This window comes from Sphingomonas sp. SRI_018 (assembly GCF_057586275.1).
This window is the reverse complement of sequence record NZ_JBYCZO010000001.1, coordinates 642202-659807: the sequence shown is the minus strand read 5'-3', so window position 1 is coordinate 659807 and position 17606 is coordinate 642202. Positions and strand designations below refer to the sequence as shown.

The following is a 17606-nucleotide window of genomic DNA, read 5'->3' as shown; positions in this document are numbered from 1 at the left end:
GTCGGTCTGCCGGTGATCCTGGGGGTCTCCAGCGAGATGCTGAAGACCTGGGTCCGGCACAAGGAGAAGATGGCCGACGTGCTGACCGCCCAGACCGCGGAGAAGGCGGCGCAATATGCGGCCCATACCGAGCGGCTCGAAGCCAGGGTGCGGGTGCTGGAGCGGATCATCACCGACCGCGGCATCGCCGTCGCCGAGGAGATCGAGGCGCTGAGGGACGAGCCGCTGAACTGAGCGGGACCGCTCCAAGGTCCACATAAGTCCGGCCGCTCCCGAGCGGCCAAGCAAGAACCCCGGATGCCGACCCGATCGGCACCGAACGGAGGAGTAGTGCCATGTTGATCCTGTTTGCCGTGATGGCCGTAGTCACGGGGATCGGCGTCTTCCTGACCGAGCGCGTCGATCGTCCCCGCCGCCGCGCAATGCAACTGGCGGCCGAGACGCCGGCCGAGTAAGTCACGTCCACGAAATTCTAGGAGCGAGCACCGATGAACCCGTTCGAAATGGTAGTGGCGATCGTGATCATCGTGACGATCGGCAGCGTTGTTCGAGCGAAACTGGGCATCCGCCGCGACCGCCACGGCCGTGAATACGGCGTGCGCGAGGACGGCGCCCTCGCCGCCGAGAACCACCGTCTCAAGAGCGAGATCGCCGACCTCAAGGAGCGCGTCCAGGTGCTGGAGCGCGTGGTCACCGACAACGAAGGCAGCCTGCGGCTCGATCGCGAGATCGAGAAGCTCCGCGACGGCCTCAAGAGCAAATGACGGGAGATACGGTCATGACCGATCCCAATTTCTACATCACCGCCGCCGTCGCGGGCCTGGCCGGGCTCGCCATGGTGACGATGGCCGGCCTCTCCGGCTGGCGCGGTTGGCTGGCGCTCAAGGCGCAGGAGCTGAGCTTCGCCCGCGAGGTGGGCCAGCCGGCCGCCCCGAGCGCCAGCGCGCGCATCGAGATCGCCGACCTCAGGGAGCGCATCCGCAAGCTGGAGGCGATCGCCTCGGGAGTGGAGTTGTAAGGAAGAGCGGAAGCCCCTCCCCTTCAGGGGAGGGGTTGGGGGTGGGGCAGTGAGGCAAGCGAAATGGCCTGCGGATAAGGCCCACCCCAACCCCTCCCCTGAAGGGGAGGGGCTCGTTATATGGCCTGGCATGTCCACGCTTGCCGACCTTCACGAGGAATATGAGTTCCTCGACGCCGACGACCGTTACCGGATGCTGATCGATCTCGGCCGCGCGCTCGAGCCGATGCCCGACGCGCTCAAGACCGACGCGACGCTGGTGCGCGGATGCTCGGCGGCGGTATGGGTCTATCCGACGCGGCTGGAGGACGGGCGGCTGCACTTCCTCGCCGATTCGAACGCGGCGATCACCAAGGGCATCATCGCGCTGGTGCTGACCGCGGTGCAGGACCGCTCCCCCGCCGAGATCCTGGCGACCGACATCGAGGGCGAGCTGGCGCCGTTCGACCTCAGGAACCAGCTCAGCTCCAACCGCACCCAGGGCATTCCCAACATGATCGCCCTGATCCGCGCGACCGCATCGCGCTACGCCGCCTGATCGGGGAGGCCGAGCTCACCCGCGAGCTGGTCGAGATCGGCCCCCGGCCGCACCAGCAGCCATTCGCCGGCCGCGGCGCCGTCGACCACCGTCACCGCATTGGTCGGACAGACGCCGAGGCACTTCACCTCGACGATCCCGGCGGCAGCCTTGCGGCCCTTCCTGAGCTTCAGGTGCCGCCGCAGCGCCTTCGCGAGCGGCGTGCGTCCCTTGCGGCCGAAGCCGCCGTCGATCCGCTTCGAGCATTTCGAGCAGACCAGCACCGCCCGCCCCCAGTTCGAGCGGACGCGCTGCTTCACTCCGGCCGCCATTGCCGCCGCTCCTCGGCGACGCGCAGCACGTCGTAGGCGGCCTGCACCGCCTGGAAGCGCTTCGCCGCTTCGGCATCGCCGGGACGGACGTCGGGGTGGCTCTCCTTGGCGAGCCGGCGCCAGGCGGCGCGCACCGCCTCGAAATCGGCATCCGCCTCCAGCTCGAGCACGTCGAGCGCGCGCATCTCGTCGCGCGAGCGGGTGCCGTCGCCGGGGCCGGCCCAGGCATTATGCCGCGCGCTGGTGAAGCCCGAAGCGTCGCGCCGCTCGTTGGCCTCGCGCTGCGCCGCCTCCTCCTCGCTGAGGCCGGCGAAATAGTTCCAGCCGCGATTGTATTCGGCGGCGTGCTCCTGGCAGAACCACCAGCGCTCCGGGCTGTTGGGGGCCTTGGGCGCGGGGCAATCGCCCGGCTCCTCGCAGCCTTCGCGGTCGCACAGCCGCACGCGCGTCGCCTCGCGCGCCGCGCCATAGCTGCGCCAGCGGGGAAAGCCCCAGTCGTTGGATCGTGAAGTTCGCGCCATCGCGCCCGAAATAGGCCGAAGCGCCGTTCAGGCAAGCGGGCGCGCGCGACTATCTTCGCCCGAACAGCTTCTCGATGTCGGCATGGGCGAGTTTCACCCACGTCGGGCGGCCATGGTTGCACTGGCCGGAATGGGGCGTGACCTCCATCTCGCGGAGCAGCGCGTTCATCTCGGCGACCGAGAGGATGCGGCCGGCGCGAACCGAGCCGTGGCAGGCCATAGTCGCGGCGACATGGTCGAGCCGCTCCTTGAGGCTCAGCGCCTCGTCATAGGCGGCGAGCTCGTCGGCAAGGTCGGTGACGAGGCCGTGGACGTCGCCCTGCCCCAGCAGCGCCGGGGTCGCCCGCACCAGCATCGCGCGCGGGCCGAAGCGTTCGAGCTCGAGGCCGAACTCGGCGAGCTCGGCGGCGCGCGCCTCCAGCCGGTCGCAGCCGGGCTCGTCGAGCTCGACCACCTCGGGGAGCAGCAGCGCCTGGCTGGCGATGCCGCCGTCGCCGAGCGCGCGGCGCATCCGCTCCAGCACCAGCCGCTCGTGCGCGGCGTGCTGGTCGACGATGACCAGGCCGTCCTCCGCCTCGGCGACGATATAGGTCTTGGCGACCTGCCCGCGGGCGACGCCGAGGGGGAAGCTGGCGGTTTCGGGGGGCGGATTGTACGCCGGTTCGGCCCTGGCCTGGGGCGGTGCGATGAAAGTGGGGCGACGGTCGTGGACGTATCTCAGCCCCTCCCCTTCAGGGGAGGGGTTGGGGTGGGGCTGTGCCACATGCCATAGGCTCGGTGAGACATCCCCCACCCCCAACCCCTCCCCTGAAGGGGAGGGGCTTAAACCCGGCTGCCACGCTCCCAGCGCCGCCTCATTCGGCCGCTGAACGGACCGGAACCCCGCCTCGTCCAACGCCCGCCGCAGGCCGCTGACGATCAGCCCCCGCACCAGCGCCGGATCGCGGAAGCGGACCTCCGTCTTCGCCGGATGGACGTTGACGTCGATCGCGTCGGTCGGAACCTCCAGGAACAGCGCCACCACCGGATGCCGGTCGCGCGCGAGCATCTCGGCATAGGCGCCGCGCACCGCCCCGGCGAGCAGGCGATCCTTCACCGGCCTCCCATTGACGAACAGATATTGATGATCGGCCACGCCACGATTGAAGGTCGGCAACCCCGCCACGCCGCCCAGCACCAGCCCTTCCCGCTCCAGGTCGATCGCGACGCTGTTCGGCCCGAGATCGCGGTCGGTGAGCGCCGCCACCCGCTCCGGCCGCGTCTCGCCGCCCTGCACGCCGAGGCTGCGCCGCCCGTCATGCTCAAGGCTGAAGGCGATGTCCGGCCGCGCCATCGCCAGCCGCCGCACCGCGTCGAGACAGGCGGCATATTCCGCCTTGGCCGATCGCAGGAACTTGCGCCGGGCGGGCACTTTCTCGAACAAGCCCTCCACTCGTACCCGCGTGCCGGGCGGCAATGCAGCAGGTCCTTCCCGGACCAGCACGCCGTTGTCGACCTGCCGCGCCCAGCCCTCCTGCCCCCGCACCCGGCTCTCCAGCGTCAGCCGCGCGACGCTGGCGATCGAGGGCAGCGCCTCGCCACGGAAGCCAAGCGTGGTCACCGCCTCGATCGCGTCATCCGGCAGCTTCGAGGTCGCATGCCGCTCCAGCGCCAGCGCCATTTCGGCCGGGCTCATGCCGCAGCCGTCGTCGACCACCTCGATCAGATCGACCCCGCCCGCCGCCAGTTTCACCGCGATCCGGGTCGCGCCGGCGTCGATCGCGTTCTCGACCAGCTCCTTCAACGCGCTGGAGGGTCGCTCCACCACTTCGCCGGCCGCGATTCGGTTGACGAGATGCTCTGGCAGACGGCGTATTGACATGGGGTGCGCTCTAGCCCAAGCGGCGCCATCCCGCGACCCGTATCCGCCAGAATCGGAGCCGGATTTCCTGGCTCCGCCGGATAAGGGTATCGGTAGTGCGAACCGCCGCCGGGGCTCGGCCCGCGCGGCTTGACACGGATGCTTCGATGGCCGCCTTTTCCCGCCTCTTCAGATTCATGTCCCATGACATGGCGATCGACCTCGGCACCGCCAATACGGTGGTCTATGTCCGGGGCCGCGGCGTCGTGCTCAACGAGCCCTCGGTGGTCGCGATCGAGACCATCAACGGCGTCAAGAAGGTCCGCGCCGTCGGCGACGACGCCAAGCTGATGATGGGCAAGACCCCCGGCACGATCGAGGCGATCCGGCCGTTGCGCGACGGCGTCATCGCCGACATCGACGTGGCGGAGGAGATGATCAAGCACTTCATCCGCAAGGTCCATGGCGGCCGCAAGTCGATGATGCGCTGGCCGCAGATCGTGATCTGCGTGCCGTCGGGCTCCACCTCGGTCGAGCGCCGCGCGATCCGCGACGCTGCCTCCAATGCCGGCGCCAGCCAGGTGTGGCTGATCGAGGAGCCGATGGCGGCCGCGATCGGCGCCGACATGCCGGTGACCGAGCCGATCGGCAGCATGGTCGTCGACATCGGCGGCGGCACCACCGAGGTCGCCGTCCTCTCGCTGCGCGGCCTCGCCTACTCCACCTCGGTCCGCGTCGGCGGCGACAAGATGGACGAGGCGATCGTCAGCTACGTCCGCCGCAACCACAACCTGCTGATCGGCGAGGCCACCGCCGAGCGCATCAAGCAGGACGTCGGCATCGCCAAGGCGCCGCCCGACGGCATCGGCATGACGCTCCACATCAAGGGCCGCGACCTCGTCAACGGCGTGCCCAAGGAGATCCAGATCAACCAGGGCCAGATCGCCGAGGCGCTCAGCGAGCCGGTCGGCACGATCGTCGAGGGCGTGCGCATCGCGCTGGAGAACACCGCGCCGGAGCTCGCCGCCGACATCGTCGACCAGGGCATCGTGCTGACCGGCGGCGGCGCGCTGCTGCAGGGCATCGACGACGTGCTGCGCGACGAGACCGGCCTGCCGGTGACGGTCGCCGAGGACCCGCTGACCTGCGTCGCGCTCGGCACCGGCCGCGCGCTCGAGGATCCGGTGTTCCGCGGCGTGCTGCTCGCGGTTTAAGTTCCGAAGGGGGCGCGGGGACCATGGCGCCGCCGCTCAACCGGCGCACCGGCTTTTCGCGGCGCGCCCAGTACGGCTTGTTCCTGAGCTATGTCGTGGCCGGCGCCCTGGTGGTCGTCGGCCTCGTCCTGCTGCTGCTCGCGCGCTTCGATCCGCCGGCGTTCACGGCGCTCAGGATGGGCGTCGCCGAGCTGACCACCCCGATCTCGTCGGGTCTCAACGGGCTGCGCAGGGCGGCAACGGTGCCGTCGGGCGTCACCGACTATTTCGGCGGCGCGGGCAAGATTCGCGAGCTCCGCAAGCAGATTGAGGAGGAGCGCGCGATCATCATGCGCGCCCGCACGCTCAACGCCGAGAACCGGCGGCTGCGCGCGCTGCTCAAGGTTCGCGATGCCGAGCCGATGCCGGTGGTGGCGGCGCGGCTGGTCGCCTCGACCGCATCGAGCACGCGCCGCTACGCGATCCTCAATGCCGGGTGGCGCCAGGGCGTCAAGCCGGGCCAGTCGGTGCGCGGCCCCGAGGGGCTGATCGGGCGCGTCCTGGAGGCCGGGCCGAACAGCTCCCGCGTGCTGCTCATCGTCGATGCCGAGAGCATCGTCCCCGTCCGCCGCGCGCGCGACGGGCTGCCCGCGATCGTCGCGGGGCGTGGCGACGGGCTGCTCGAAGTGCGCTCGGCCGCCTCGGTCGACGCGCCGTTCCGGGCGGGGGACATCTTCATGACCTCGGGCTCCGGCGGACTCTATCCGCCCAACATCCCGGTGGCGCGCGTGGTCCGGGACGCGCGCGATGCCGCCGACGCGCGCGCCTTCGCCAATCCGGATTCGCTCGATTTCGCGCTGGTGCAGCAGGTGTTCCTGCCCGAACCGCCCGCCCCAACACCCACGCCGACCCCGACGCCAACCCCGCGACCGAGCGGAACCGGCGAATGAAGCTGACGAGCGCCCCGCCTCTCAGGCCGGAGCCCGCATCGCGCTGGGACGTCGCGATCGCCGCGATGACGGTGATCGCCGGCTCGCTCATCACGCTTATTCCCATCGTCACGACGGTGCCGTTCCTGCCGCCGTGCGGCCTGCTGATGCTGCTCGCCTGGCGCCTGAGGCGTCCCGAGCTGTTCGCGAGCTGGGGCGCCGCGCCGCTCGGCCTGTTCGACGATCTCGTCAGCGGCCAACCGGTCGGCGCAGCGATGGCGTTCTGGACGCTGTGCGTCCTCGCCATCGACGTGCTAGATACGCGGCTGGTATGGCGCGACTTCTGGCAGGATTGGCTGATCGCCAGCGGCGCGATTGGCTTCTGTTTGATCGCTTCGCGGCTGGTCGCCTCGCCGATCGCGGCGCAGGTCGATACGGTGCTGCTGCTCCAGATCGCGATGTCGTGCGCGCTCTATCCCCTCGCCGCTTTCCTCTGCGCGCGGATCGAGCAGCGTAGGCGCCGGCAGTTCCAATGAGTGGCCCGACACGCATCGTCACCGAAGCCAGCCAGGCCTTCACCTTCTCGCGCCGGGCGATGGTGATCTCGGGTCTGCAGATCGGCATGGGCGTGCTGCTGGCCGGGCGCATGACCTGGCTCGCCGTCGCCGAGAACGAGCATTACTCGCTGCTGTCGGAGAGCAATCGCGTCAACCTGACGCCGATCCCCCCGCGCCGGGGCTGGATCGTCGACCGCAAGGGCGTCGCGATCGCCAACAACCGTACCGATTTCCGCGTCGACATCATTCCCGACCGGCTTCAGGACAAGGACCGGGTGATCGGCGAGCTGACCACGCTGCTCGGTCTCAAGCCCGAGGACGTCGCCCGCATCCAGGCCGAGCTCAAGCGCGCCGCCGGCTTCCAGCCCGTGCAGGTCGCCGAGAACCTCGACTGGGAGCGCTTCGCCGCGGTCAGCGTGCGCATTCCCGAGCTGCCGGGCGTAGCGCCGACGCGCGGCTTCTCGCGCAGCTATCCGCTGGGCGCGGCGGTCGGCCATCTCGTCGGCTATGTCGGCGCGGCGACCGCCGAACAGTATAAGGCGACCAGGGACCCGCTGCTGATGACGCCCGGCTTCAAGGTCGGCAAGGACGGGCTCGAAAAGACGCTGGACGCCCAGCTGCGCGGCAAGCCCGGCGCCAAGCGCGTCGAGGTCACCGCGCGCGGCAAGCTGGTCCGCGAGCTCGCGACCCGCGGCGACACGCCCGGCCAGACCGTCCGCCTCACCATCGACGCGGGGCTCCAGGAATATGCCGCGCGGCGCCTCGGCACCAATTCGGGCTCGGCGGTGGTGTTCGACTGCCAGACCGGCGAGATCCTGGCGATGGTGTCGATGCCGGCCTACGACCCCAACAGCTTCTCCGACGGGATCAGCCACAGCGAGTGGAAGATGCTGTCGGAGGACGATCACATCCCCCTGATGAACAAGGTGACGCAGGGGCTCTATCCGCCGGGGTCGACCGTCAAGCCGATGAACGGCCTCGCGCTGCTCGCCGCCGGCGTCGATCCCAACGAGCGCGTGTTCTGCTCGGGCGCGCTGCGCGTGGGCACCGGCGTGTTCCATTGCCATAAGCGCCGCGGCCACGGTCCGCTCGACCTCAAGCATGCGATCATGCAGAGCTGCGACATCTATTTCTACGAGATGGTGCGGCGGCTGGGCTACGACCGCGTCGCTCCTGTCGCGCGGATGGTCGGGCTGGGCGAGAAGTTCGACCTGCCCTTCGCCAGCCAGCGCTACGGCACCGTCCCCGACAGCGCGTGGAAGCTAAAGAAATACAAGCAGCCCTGGGCGGTCTCGGACTCGCTCAACGCCTCGATCGGCCAGGGCTATGTGCTCGCCAATCCGCTCCAGCTCGCGGTGATGTCCGCCCGGATCGCCTCCGGCAAGCATCTCCATCCGCATCTGCTGGCGGGCAAGGACAGCCGCGGCGCCCCTGCCCTCGGCGTCTCGCCCGAGCATCTCGCGATCGTCCGCGATGCCATGTCGGGCGTGATCAACGGCGGCGGCACCGGCGGCGCGGCGCGGATGCAGATTCCCGGCATCCTGATGGGCGGCAAGACCGGCACCGCGCAGGTGCGCCGCATCACCATGGCGGAGCGGCGTTCGGGCGTGCTCAACAATGCCGCCCTGCCCTTCAAGCTGCGCGACCACGCGCTGCTCGTCTGCTTCGCGCCGGTCGACAATCCCCGCTACGCCGCGGCGATCGTGCTCGAGCACAACGCCCACCTCATCCGCAACCTCGACACGCCGATGACCGGGCGCGACATCCTGACCTATTTGTTCGATCGCGACCGCGCACTGAAGACCCTCGCCGAGATCGAGCCGACCTGGGGCGGCGACATCAAGACACGCATGGAGGCGCAGGCGCGGGCGTTCGAGGCTGCGCAGAACGCCCCGCCGACCGCGCTCCCGCCCGAGGATGCCGCCGCGGCTGCCAGCAATGTCGCCGATGCCGCCGCCAACGCCGCCGCGGCCGCTGCGCCGACCACCGGTGTCGCCGAGACCCGCGGCGGCGGAGACCCGGAATGAGGGCGCCCGTCTCCGGCTTCGTCCCGGCGCCGCTCGCGCAGCTTCCTTGGGGCATATTGCTACTGGTGATGGCGATCGGTGGGTTCGGACTGGTCGTGCTGTTCTCGGCGGCGGGCGGCAGCATCTATCCCTGGGCCTTCCCCCAGGCGGTCCGGTTCGGCGCCTTCCTGTGCCTGGCGGTGGCGATGTCGCGGGTGCGGCCGTCGACCTTTGCGGCGGCCGCCTTTCCCACTTACGGCGTGCTGGTGGTGCTGCTGGTGCTGGTCGAGCTGCTCGGCGCGGTGCGCGGCGGCAGCCAGCGCTGGCTCGATCTCGGCATCATCCGCCTGCAGCCGTCGGAGCTGATGAAGCCGGCGATCGTGCTGACGATGGCGCGCTTCTACGCGATGCTGCCGCCGTCGGAGACGCGCAAGCTGTTCTCGCTGATCCCGGCGGGCATCCTGATCGGCGTACCGTTCCTGCTGGTGCTGGTGCAGCCGGATCTCGGCACCGGCCTGATGATCGCGTTCAGCGGCGTGACGGTGATGTTCCTCGCCGGCGTGCGGCTGCGCCTGTTCATCGGCGGCGCGCTGCTGGTTGCGGTGGCCGCGCCGCTGGCGATCAACTACGGCCTCCACGATTATCAGCGCAACCGCATCCTGGTGATGCTCGATCCGGAGAGCGACCCGCTCGGCACCGGTTATCACATCAGCCAGTCCAAGATCGCGATCGGATCGGGCGGGATCACCGGCAAGGGGTTCCTCAACGGCACCCAGAGCCATCTCGACTATCTGCCCGAGGGCCACACCGACTTCGCCTTCGCGACCATGGCCGAGGAATGGGGGTTGCTGGGGGGCTTCTTCCTGATCGTCGCCTTCATGGTACTGATCCGCTGGGGCATCAACGTGGGCCTACGCGCCGGCGACCGTTTCTCGCGGCTGACGGCGGCGGGGCTGGCGACGACGATCTTCTTCTACGTCGCGATCAACATGGCGATGGTGATGGGCATGGCGCCGGTGGTCGGCATCCCGCTGCCGCTGGTCAGCTTCGGCGGATCGGCGCAGATGACGGTGCTGATCTGCCTCGGCATCCTGATGTCGGTCGACCGCGAAAACCGCCGCATCCAGCGCTGGTGAGCCCTTTGTGCGGGGGCCGCCAGAAAACCTCTTGCAATCCCCCGAGGCCACGCTAAATCGCCCCCTCCGATCGCAGCCGCTCGCGGCTTTCCGCCGATCAATGGACGCATAGCTCAGTTGGTAGAGCAGCTGACTCTTAATCAGCGGGTCCTAGGTTCGAGCCCTAGTGCGTCCACCATTTTCTCTAAATGATTTACTCAGATACTTACTACCAAATGGATCCTCTGCCGAGGCCCCTAGAGGTGGTTTTGTGCCGTGTCTTCCGGCCGATTTCCGCCATTCAATGCGCAGGCGCGCGGCGCGATATTATCGCGGCAGCTACATATGCAACGCTTTGAGGCGCAGTCTTGCCCCAGCGACTAGCGACGCGCCTCGGGGGCCAGGTTCCTGCTGAAGAACGGGATCACATGGTCCTGGAAGCGTGCGGCGACGTCGCTCGTATGATCGCCCGGATAGATTTCGAAGCTGTTGGCGATGCCGTAGCGGTCGAGCGCTTCGTGCAGCTTCTGCGCGTCAGCCTTGAGTCCGTCGCGGTCGCCCACGTCGATCGCGATCGCGCGATATCGCCGGAGATTTCCGACATATTGATCGAGGAAGGCGAGCGGCGCGTTCGCGGCCCATTTGGCGAGCACGTCCGGCTGCACCGCGCCATTTTGGACCGGCAGGTCGAGAAACAGTGGCGGATTGCGCGGATTGGGTGACCAGGCGGCCGCGGTCGCAAGCTGCGCGCGCTCGCCCCATTTGAGCTTCGCCGCCTCCTCGAACGACTTGACGTTGGCCAGCGCCGCGCTTGCGGCCGGATCGAACTGCTTGGGATCGCGCGGCGACAGGCAGCAGGGGCTCATCATGTAGATCGCCCCGAACACCTCGGGATGCTTCATGCCGATGCGCGCCGTGCCGTAGCCGCCCATCGAATGGCCAGCGAGCCCGCGGCTCTCCCGCGATGCGATCGTTCGGTAATGCCGATCGATATACCCGACGAGGTCGCGCGCCACGAAGGTCTCGAAATCGCCGGTGGTGACCGAGCTCGAGTACATCGAGCCGTTGTGGACGGTCTTGCTGTCCGGCAGCACCACGATCATCTCCTTCGCCCCCTTGGCGAAGCCGCCCTCGATCGTTTGCGGAACATGGATCTCCTTGACCCACTGCTCGGCGCCGATCGAATAGCCATGCAGCGCGTAGAGCACCGGATAGCGCCTGTGCGCGTCCTTCGCATAGCTCGGGGGAAGGACCACCAGCACATCGCGGTCGGCAGATTCACCCTCGAGATTCCCTTCGATCGCGGGCGAATGCACCTTGATCCGCTCGATCGTTGTCGGAGCGGCACCGGGTACGGGAGCCGGGACGTTGGTCGCGACTTGCGCCGCCGCCGGAACAGCCATTCCGAGGACGGCAATTGCCATCGCCACGCCCAGCACATGGGCAGACCTGGTCGCCATGGTCATGCATCTCCTCCCTTGCGCGCGGGATCTCAGTCGCCGCGATCCACGCAGAATATACACCGACAAATAAATATTGATAGCGCTACCTTTCCACAGTAAAACCCTCTTTCAGATTCGCTGAAGATGAATCGGGGAGGATTGTCATGCGCCCATACGCGAGTGTGAAGGCCAAAGCCCTTCCCGGAAAAACTGCAGCACCTGGAGTGCCCGCGTGACGTGAACCGTCGTCGAGCCAGAAAACAACCGGCTCAAATCCGAGGAGGGGGTAACGAAATGAACAAGACCGACCGGCAGCAGAACCGTCACCGGCGCCATATCATCGCAGCGCGGATCGCGCTCGGCAGCTCAAGCATTATAGCGCTCACATTGGCGCCTTCGGCGATGGCAGCTCCTGCAGCGGCGCAGGACGGCGGCACGGCGCCGGCGCAGATCAGCGAAGCCCAGGCCGACGACATCGTCGTCACCGGCATCCGCGGATCGCTCCAGCGCAACCTCGATGCCAAGCGCGAGGCATCGGGCGTCGTCGACGTCATCTCGTCCGAGGATATCGGCAAGTTCCCCGATTCCAACGTCGCGGCATCGCTGCAGCGCCTGCCGGGCGTGTCGATCCAGCGCGACGGCGTGCGCGGCGAGGCGAACGGCGTCACCATCCGCGGCTTCGGCGGCGACTTCAACGAGACGCTGGTCGACGGCCGCCGCCTGTCGACGGCGACCGGCGGCCGCTCGATCGATTTCAGCACGGTCGGCTCCGACTTCATCGGTGCGCTGACAGTGCTCAAGACGCCCGACGTCGCGCTGTCGTCGAACTCGATCGGCGCGACGATCAACATCGCCTATCCCAAGCCGCTCGACAAGCCGGGCTTCCGCCTTGCCGCGTCGGCCTCGGGTTCGATCCAGAACTATGCCAAGCGCGTGGTGCCGACCGGCGGCCTGCTGATCAGCGATACCTTCGCGGACGATACGTTCGGCGTGCTGGCCAGCATCATCTACACCCGGCACGACACGCGGACGAACAATGTCTTCATCCATGGCTTCCCAGGCGGCCGCTATGCGCCCTGCCAGCTGGCGGGAACCACGGCGACGAGCTGCAGCCCGACGAGCGACGCCACCTCGGCCGCCTATGCCGATCCCAACAACCGGCAGACCGTGGTCGGCTGGTTCCCGCAGCAATATGGCGCCCAGCAATCCTATACCCGGGACGAGCGTATAGACGGCCGTATCGCGCTCCAGTGGAAGCCGACCGACGACCTGCTGCTGACGCTCGACAACAATTACGCGGACCAGCGAGTCAACACCGATACGTTCGGCTTCGGCATCTGGTTCAACCAGGGCTCGCTGCGCAACGTGAAGCTCGATGAGAATGGCGTGCCGCTCGACTTCACCCAGTCGGGATCGCAGACCGATTTCACCGCCGGCACCGACAGCAACCTGCGCCGTACCAACCAGACCGGTCTCAACGTCAAATGGAATGCCACCGAGCATCTCGAGATCGAGGCGGACGGGAGCTTCTCGCGCAGTTGGCTCAATCCCGACGATCGCGTGAACTCGATCGGCGCCGACATCGGCTACGGGTTCGCGATCGGCCCCTCGCTCGGCGTCGCGATCGGCGGCAACAGCGACAAGGTCATTCCGACGCTGCACGATTACGGCGTCAACGGCGATCCCAGCCGCTGGGCCGACACCTCGGTGATCGGCTCGCACGTGACCGTCAACATCGCCAACAAGAACACCGACACGATCAAGCAAGGCCGGCTGCGCGCCAAATGGACGCAGGAAGACCTGACCCTGACCGTCGGTGGGTCCTATCTCGACGACACCTTCAAATTCCGCAGTGCGAACACCTTCGCCAACAATTTCTGGCAGGCCTATTCGGGATACGGCCCGGCGTCGGGAACGACGGGCGGCGTGCCCATTCCGACGAGCCTCTATCGCGGCACGGTCGGCACCAGCAACTTCATTCCGGGCTTCAGCGGCGCGCTGCCGCCGGCGCTGATCAACTTCAAGGCGGCGGACTATCAGGCCTTTCTCTCGGGTCTCGGCAATCCCTATGCGACGCCGATCCCAGGCTTCAACTATCCGGACCCCGTCAACGATCCCAACAACGGGTTGTGGGGCTTCCGCGGCATGTTCGACGTCGCCAACGACGTCGGCAGCTATCGCAACATCAACGAGAAGACCTGGTCGCTCTTCCTGGCGGCGAACTTCAAGACCGAGATCGCCGGGATGCCGTTCTTCTTCAACGCGGGCGTGCGCCAGGAAACGACTCATCTCACCTCGTCCGGCATCGGCCGGCTGCCGACGTCGATCACGCCCAGCACCACCGATCCGACACTGCTGACGGTGAACTTCGGTCCGTCGCAGCTGGTGACGAACAAGAGCAACTACAGCTATTTCCTGCCGGCGGTCGACCTGAAGCTCGAGTTGACGCGCAACCTCATCCTGCGTTTCGACGCGTCCCGGACGCTGACCCGGCCCACGCTCAACCTGCTGACGCCGGTCCTCAACGTCGGCAGCGGTCAGCGGGTCAACGCATTGACCGCAGATGGCGGCAATCCCGACCTGAAGCCGTACCTCGCCGACAATTTCGACGTCGCGGCCGAATGGTACTATCAGCGCAACTCCTATCTGGCGGTGAACTTCTTCCTGAAGAACGTCTCGAACTTCATCGTCCAAGGCACGCAGCGCCAGACCATCAACGGCGTGATCGATCCGTCGACGGGGCAGCCTGCCCAGTTCGCCGTATCTCAGCGCGTGAACGGGCCGGACGCGACCGTGCGCGGGGTCGAGCTGGCGCTGCAGCACACGTTCGGCAACAGCGGCTTCGGCTTCATCGCCAACGCGACGTTCGTCGACACCAACAAGCCCTATGACCCACAGGACATCAGCCAGAGCGGCTTCGCCGTCACGGGTCTGGCGAACTCGGCCAATTTCGTCGGCTTCTTCGACAAATATGGGGTCGAGTTCCGCGCGGCGCTCAACTGGCGCGACGAATATCTGCTGCAGTTCGGCCAGGCGCAGAACACCGGCGCGTTCGGATCGGAGCCGACCTTCGTCAACGCCAGCACCCAGGTCGACCTCAGCGCCAGCTATCAGATCACCGATCACATCAACATCTTCGGTGAAGCGCTGAACATCACCAACGAGACGATGAGCACCCACGGCCGTTTCAAGAACCAGCTGCTCGACGTCTACGGATACGGGCGCCGGTTCACGGCGGGTGTCCGCGTCCGCTTCTGAACTCTCCTCTGGTCCGGGGATGTCTTCCGACGTTCCCGGGCCTTTTTTTGAATTTTCCACGATGCGCCGGTCGGAACATCGTGAGCATCGGCAGCGACGCGTGGGCTCAGCGGAGGCTCCGACGATGGTGGCGATAAGGAGAGAACGGACATGATCTTTGCGACCAAGCGCGGCGCCGGTCTCTTCGCGCTTCTTTTCGCGGGGACCGCCCTCGTTCCCCCGGCGGCGCAGGCGCAGTCCGGATCGCCCTCCCCCAAGCCTGTTCAGGCGCGAGCGGAACGGTTGGCGGACGATCTCGTCGCCAAGATGACGCTCGACGAGAAGATCGACCAGTTGCTCAACGTCGCGCCCGCGATTCCGCGCCTTGGGGTGCCCGCATACAATTGGTGGACGGAATCGCTTCACGGCGCGATCGGCACCTTGCCGACGACCAATTTCCCCGAGCCGATCGGCCTCGCCGCGACCTTCGATGCGCCGCTCGTCAAGGAGGTCGCGGGCGCGATCAGCGCGGAGGTCCGCGGTCTCCACGCGCTGGCGCGCCGGACCGGGCGGATGGGGCGGATCGGTACCGGGCTCGACACCTGGTCGCCCAATATCAACATCTTCCGCGATCCGCGCTGGGGTCGCGGGCAGGAAACCTACGGCGAGGACCCATTCCTCACCGCGCGCATGGGGGTTGCCTTCGTCACCGGAATGCAGGGGCCCGATCCCGATCTGCCGAACGTGATCGCCACGCCCAAGCATTTCGCCGTCCACAGCGGCCCGGAATCGACCCGGCACAGCGCCAATGTCTTCGTCTCGCGCCACGATCTGGAGGACACCTACCTGCCCGCCTTCCGCGCCGCGATCGTCGAGGGCGGGGCGGGATCGGTGATGTGCGCCTACAACCGCGTCGATGGCCAGCCGGCCTGCGCGAGCGACGAGCTGCTCAAGGAGCATCTGCGCGGCGTCTGGGGGTTCACCGGCTATGTCGTCTCGGACTGCGACGCGGTGAAGGACATCAGCGACAACCACCATTATGCGCCCGACGGCGCCGCAGCGGTGGCGGCGGCGATGCGGGCGGGCGTCGACAACGAGTGTCACACGGCAACGCTCTCCGACACCGGCGGGCTCGGCGACCGCTATCGCGAGGCGCTCGCGCGGGGCCTCATCACCGAGGCGGACATCGACCGCACCCTCGTCCGCCTGTTTTCGGCGCGATACCGCAACGGCGATCTGTCCGGCCTGCGCCGACCCGACGGCGACGTCGCGTCGATCGGGAAGCCTGAGCACGGCACCCTCTCCCTCGCCGCCGCCGAGAAGAGCCTCGTTCTGCTCAAGAACGACGGCATCCTGCCGCTGCGCCCCGGCCTTCGCATCGCGGTGATCGGGCCGCTCGGCGACGCGACGCGCGTCCTGCGCGGCAATTATTCGTCGTCGCTCTCCGCACCGCCCATCTCGGTCGTGGACGGGCTGCGCCAGGCGCTGCCCGGCGCGCAGATTTCCTATGTGCCTTTCGGCGAGACCTATACCGACGGCGATCCGATCCCGGAGACGGCGCTGCGCACGCCCGATGGGCAGGCGGGGCTGCTCGCCCGCTATTATAACGTGCTGGGCCAGCCGCCGGCCCGCTTCTCGCCCGGCACGCTGCAGGATTATGTGAAAACCGCCCGCTTCGCGGAGACGCCGGTCGCGACCCGCGTCGAAGCGGGGGTGGCCGGCCGCAGCCTGGACCTGGCGCAGGTGTCGGACCATCATCGCGTGGTCTGGACCGGCTTTCTGGTGCCGCCGGAGACGGGCCACTACCGGCTGGGCCTGGCCGGATTCCAGAGCGGGACGCTCAAGTTCGACGGGCAACCGTTCGTCGATCTCAAGGACGCGCCCTGGGGCAGCCTGCCGACGATGAAGACGGTGACGCTCGAAAAGGGCCGCCGCTATCCGATCGAAGTGACGGGCGATGCCCATACGGGCAGCGCCGGCATCGGATTGGTGTGGAAGCGCGTATCCGCTGCGCCCGAACGCGACCTGAAGGCCGCGGCAGCGCAGGCCGACGTACTCGTCGCCGTGGTCGGCCTCACCTCCGACCTCGAGGCAGAGGAATCTCCCGCCCAGATCCCCGGCTTCAAGGGAGGCGACAAGACCAGCCTCGACCTGCCCCCAGACCAGCAGGCGCTGCTCGAACAGGCGCGGGCGACCGGGAAGCCGCTGGTCGTCGTCGCGATGAACGGCAGCCCGATCAACCTCGCATGGGCCAAGGAGAATGCCGCCGCCATCCTCGAGACCTGGTATCCCGGCCAGGCGGGTGGGCTCGCGATTGGCAACCTGTTGTCCGGCAAGGTCAATCCCTCCGGCCGGCTGCCCCTCACCTTCTACCGCAGCGTGGACGAACTGCCGCCGTTCGGCGATTATGGCATGGCCGGTCGCACCTATCGCTACTTCATCGGGAAGCCGGTCTATCCATTTGGTTACGGGCTCAGCTACACGCGCTTCGCCTATGCCCCGCTCGACGTGCGGCCGGTGAGCGGCGGTGCCGCAAATGGAATCCGCGTTACGACCGAAGTGCGCAACACCGGCGACCGCGCGGGCGACGAGGTGGCGCAGCTCTATCTCGACTTTCCCGACGAGCCGGGCGCGCCGCGCATCGCGCTTCGCGGGTTCCAGCGCGTGACGCTGAAGCCGGGCGAAGCGCAGACGATACGCTTCGACCTCACGCCGCGCGACCTGAGCGCGGTCACGGTCGACGGCGTGCGCAAGGTGCTGGCCGGCGACTACCGCGTGAGTGTCGGCTCGGGCCAGCCGGACACCGGCGTGGCGGGACAGACGGCCGGATTCTCCGTCGCGTCAGCCGTCACGCTTCCCAAGTAAACGCTTCGGCGGGCGCGGGAGCCCCTGCGATCGC

At 67.9% G+C, this 17606-nt stretch carries 15 protein-coding genes and 1 tRNA gene; 12 read left to right on the top strand and 4 right to left on the bottom strand.

The annotated features are described in order from the left end of the window. The first annotated feature begins 36 nt into the window (after positions 1-36). The 4 genes from AC2YHA_RS02990 to AC2YHA_RS02975 all read left to right on the top strand — a co-directional run bounded on the left by AC2YHA_RS02990 (position 37) and on the right by AC2YHA_RS02975 (position 1556). Positions 37-234, top strand: a complete 198-nt coding sequence (locus AC2YHA_RS02990; RefSeq protein ID WP_406694210.1) for a hypothetical protein — start codon at positions 37-39, stop codon at positions 232-234. A gap of 254 nt (positions 235-488) precedes the next feature. Further along, a complete protein-coding gene (locus tag AC2YHA_RS02985) occupies positions 489-764 on the top strand; it encodes a hypothetical protein (RefSeq protein WP_233782945.1) in 276 nt (91 codons plus the stop codon). Between the two features lie 14 nt (positions 765-778). Further along, the gene (locus AC2YHA_RS02980; RefSeq protein WP_233782946.1) at positions 779-1018 is read left to right on the top strand and encodes a hypothetical protein; all 240 of its coding nucleotides are present in this window, start codon (positions 779-781) and stop codon (positions 1016-1018) included. Between the two features lie 130 nt (positions 1019-1148). Beyond that, on the top strand, positions 1149-1556 hold the full coding sequence (locus AC2YHA_RS02975; protein ID WP_233782947.1) for a SufE family protein: 408 nt from the start codon (positions 1149-1151) through the stop codon (positions 1554-1556). Here AC2YHA_RS02975 and AC2YHA_RS02970 read toward each other — a convergent pair. The 3 genes from AC2YHA_RS02970 to mutL are packed head-to-tail and all read right to left on the bottom strand — an operon-like array spanning position 1544 to position 4249. After that, positions 1544-1867, bottom strand: a complete 324-nt coding sequence (locus AC2YHA_RS02970; RefSeq protein ID WP_233782948.1) for a (2Fe-2S) ferredoxin domain-containing protein — start codon at positions 1865-1867, stop codon at positions 1544-1546. The genes AC2YHA_RS02975 and AC2YHA_RS02970 overlap by 13 nt on opposite strands. Then, positions 1852-2388: a J domain-containing protein gene (locus tag AC2YHA_RS02965; RefSeq protein WP_233782949.1), complete on the bottom strand. Its 537-nt coding sequence runs from the start codon at positions 2386-2388 to the stop codon at positions 1852-1854. The genes AC2YHA_RS02970 and AC2YHA_RS02965 overlap by 16 nt, the downstream gene beginning before the upstream one ends. A gap of 49 nt (positions 2389-2437) precedes the next feature. Further along, positions 2438-4249, bottom strand: a complete 1812-nt coding sequence (gene mutL, locus AC2YHA_RS02960; protein WP_487400317.1) for a DNA mismatch repair endonuclease MutL — start codon at positions 4247-4249, stop codon at positions 2438-2440. Between the two features lie 146 nt (positions 4250-4395). Here mutL and AC2YHA_RS02955 point away from each other — a divergent pair, with 146 nt between their 5' ends. The 6 genes from AC2YHA_RS02955 to AC2YHA_RS02930 all read left to right on the top strand — a co-directional run bounded on the left by AC2YHA_RS02955 (position 4396) and on the right by AC2YHA_RS02930 (position 10227). Continuing rightward, positions 4396-5442: a rod shape-determining protein gene (locus AC2YHA_RS02955; protein WP_233782951.1), complete on the top strand. Its 1047-nt coding sequence runs from the start codon at positions 4396-4398 to the stop codon at positions 5440-5442. A gap of 23 nt (positions 5443-5465) precedes the next feature. Beyond that, positions 5466-6371, top strand: a complete 906-nt coding sequence (locus tag AC2YHA_RS02950; RefSeq protein ID WP_487400316.1) for a rod shape-determining protein MreC — start codon at positions 5466-5468, stop codon at positions 6369-6371. Further along, entirely contained in the window at positions 6368-6886 is a 519-nt protein-coding gene (locus tag AC2YHA_RS02945; RefSeq protein ID WP_487400315.1) for a rod shape-determining protein MreD, read from the top strand. The genes AC2YHA_RS02950 and AC2YHA_RS02945 overlap by 4 nt, the downstream gene beginning before the upstream one ends. Then, positions 6883-8934 carry a penicillin-binding protein 2 gene (gene mrdA / locus AC2YHA_RS02940; RefSeq protein WP_487400314.1) on the top strand — a complete coding sequence of 684 codons (2052 nt, stop codon included), beginning with the start codon at positions 6883-6885 and terminating at the stop codon, positions 8932-8934. The genes AC2YHA_RS02945 and mrdA overlap by 4 nt, the downstream gene beginning before the upstream one ends. Beyond that, complete coding sequence (gene rodA / locus AC2YHA_RS02935) at positions 8931-10049, top strand: rod shape-determining protein RodA (protein ID WP_487400313.1); 1119 nt, start codon at positions 8931-8933, stop codon at positions 10047-10049. Before mrdA ends, rodA begins: the two co-directional genes overlap by 4 nt. Before the next feature lie 102 nt (positions 10050-10151). Further along, positions 10152-10227: transfer RNA gene (locus AC2YHA_RS02930), tRNA-Lys, on the top strand. A 181-nt stretch (positions 10228-10408) separates the two neighbouring features. On the opposite strand, the gene AC2YHA_RS02925 is transcribed toward AC2YHA_RS02930, so the two are convergent. Next, on the bottom strand, positions 10409-11494 hold the full coding sequence (locus AC2YHA_RS02925; protein WP_487400312.1) for an alpha/beta hydrolase: 1086 nt from the start codon (positions 11492-11494) through the stop codon (positions 10409-10411). 270 nt (positions 11495-11764) lie between these two features. On the opposite strand from AC2YHA_RS02925, the gene AC2YHA_RS02920 reads away from it, so the two are divergent. Then, positions 11765-14728: a TonB-dependent receptor gene (locus AC2YHA_RS02920; protein ID WP_487400311.1), complete on the top strand. Its 2964-nt coding sequence runs from the start codon at positions 11765-11767 to the stop codon at positions 14726-14728. A gap of 150 nt (positions 14729-14878) precedes the next feature. Then, a complete protein-coding gene (locus AC2YHA_RS02915) occupies positions 14879-17572 on the top strand; it encodes a glycoside hydrolase family 3 protein (protein WP_487400310.1) in 2694 nt (897 codons plus the stop codon). The last annotated feature ends 34 nt before the right edge of the window (positions 17573-17606 follow it).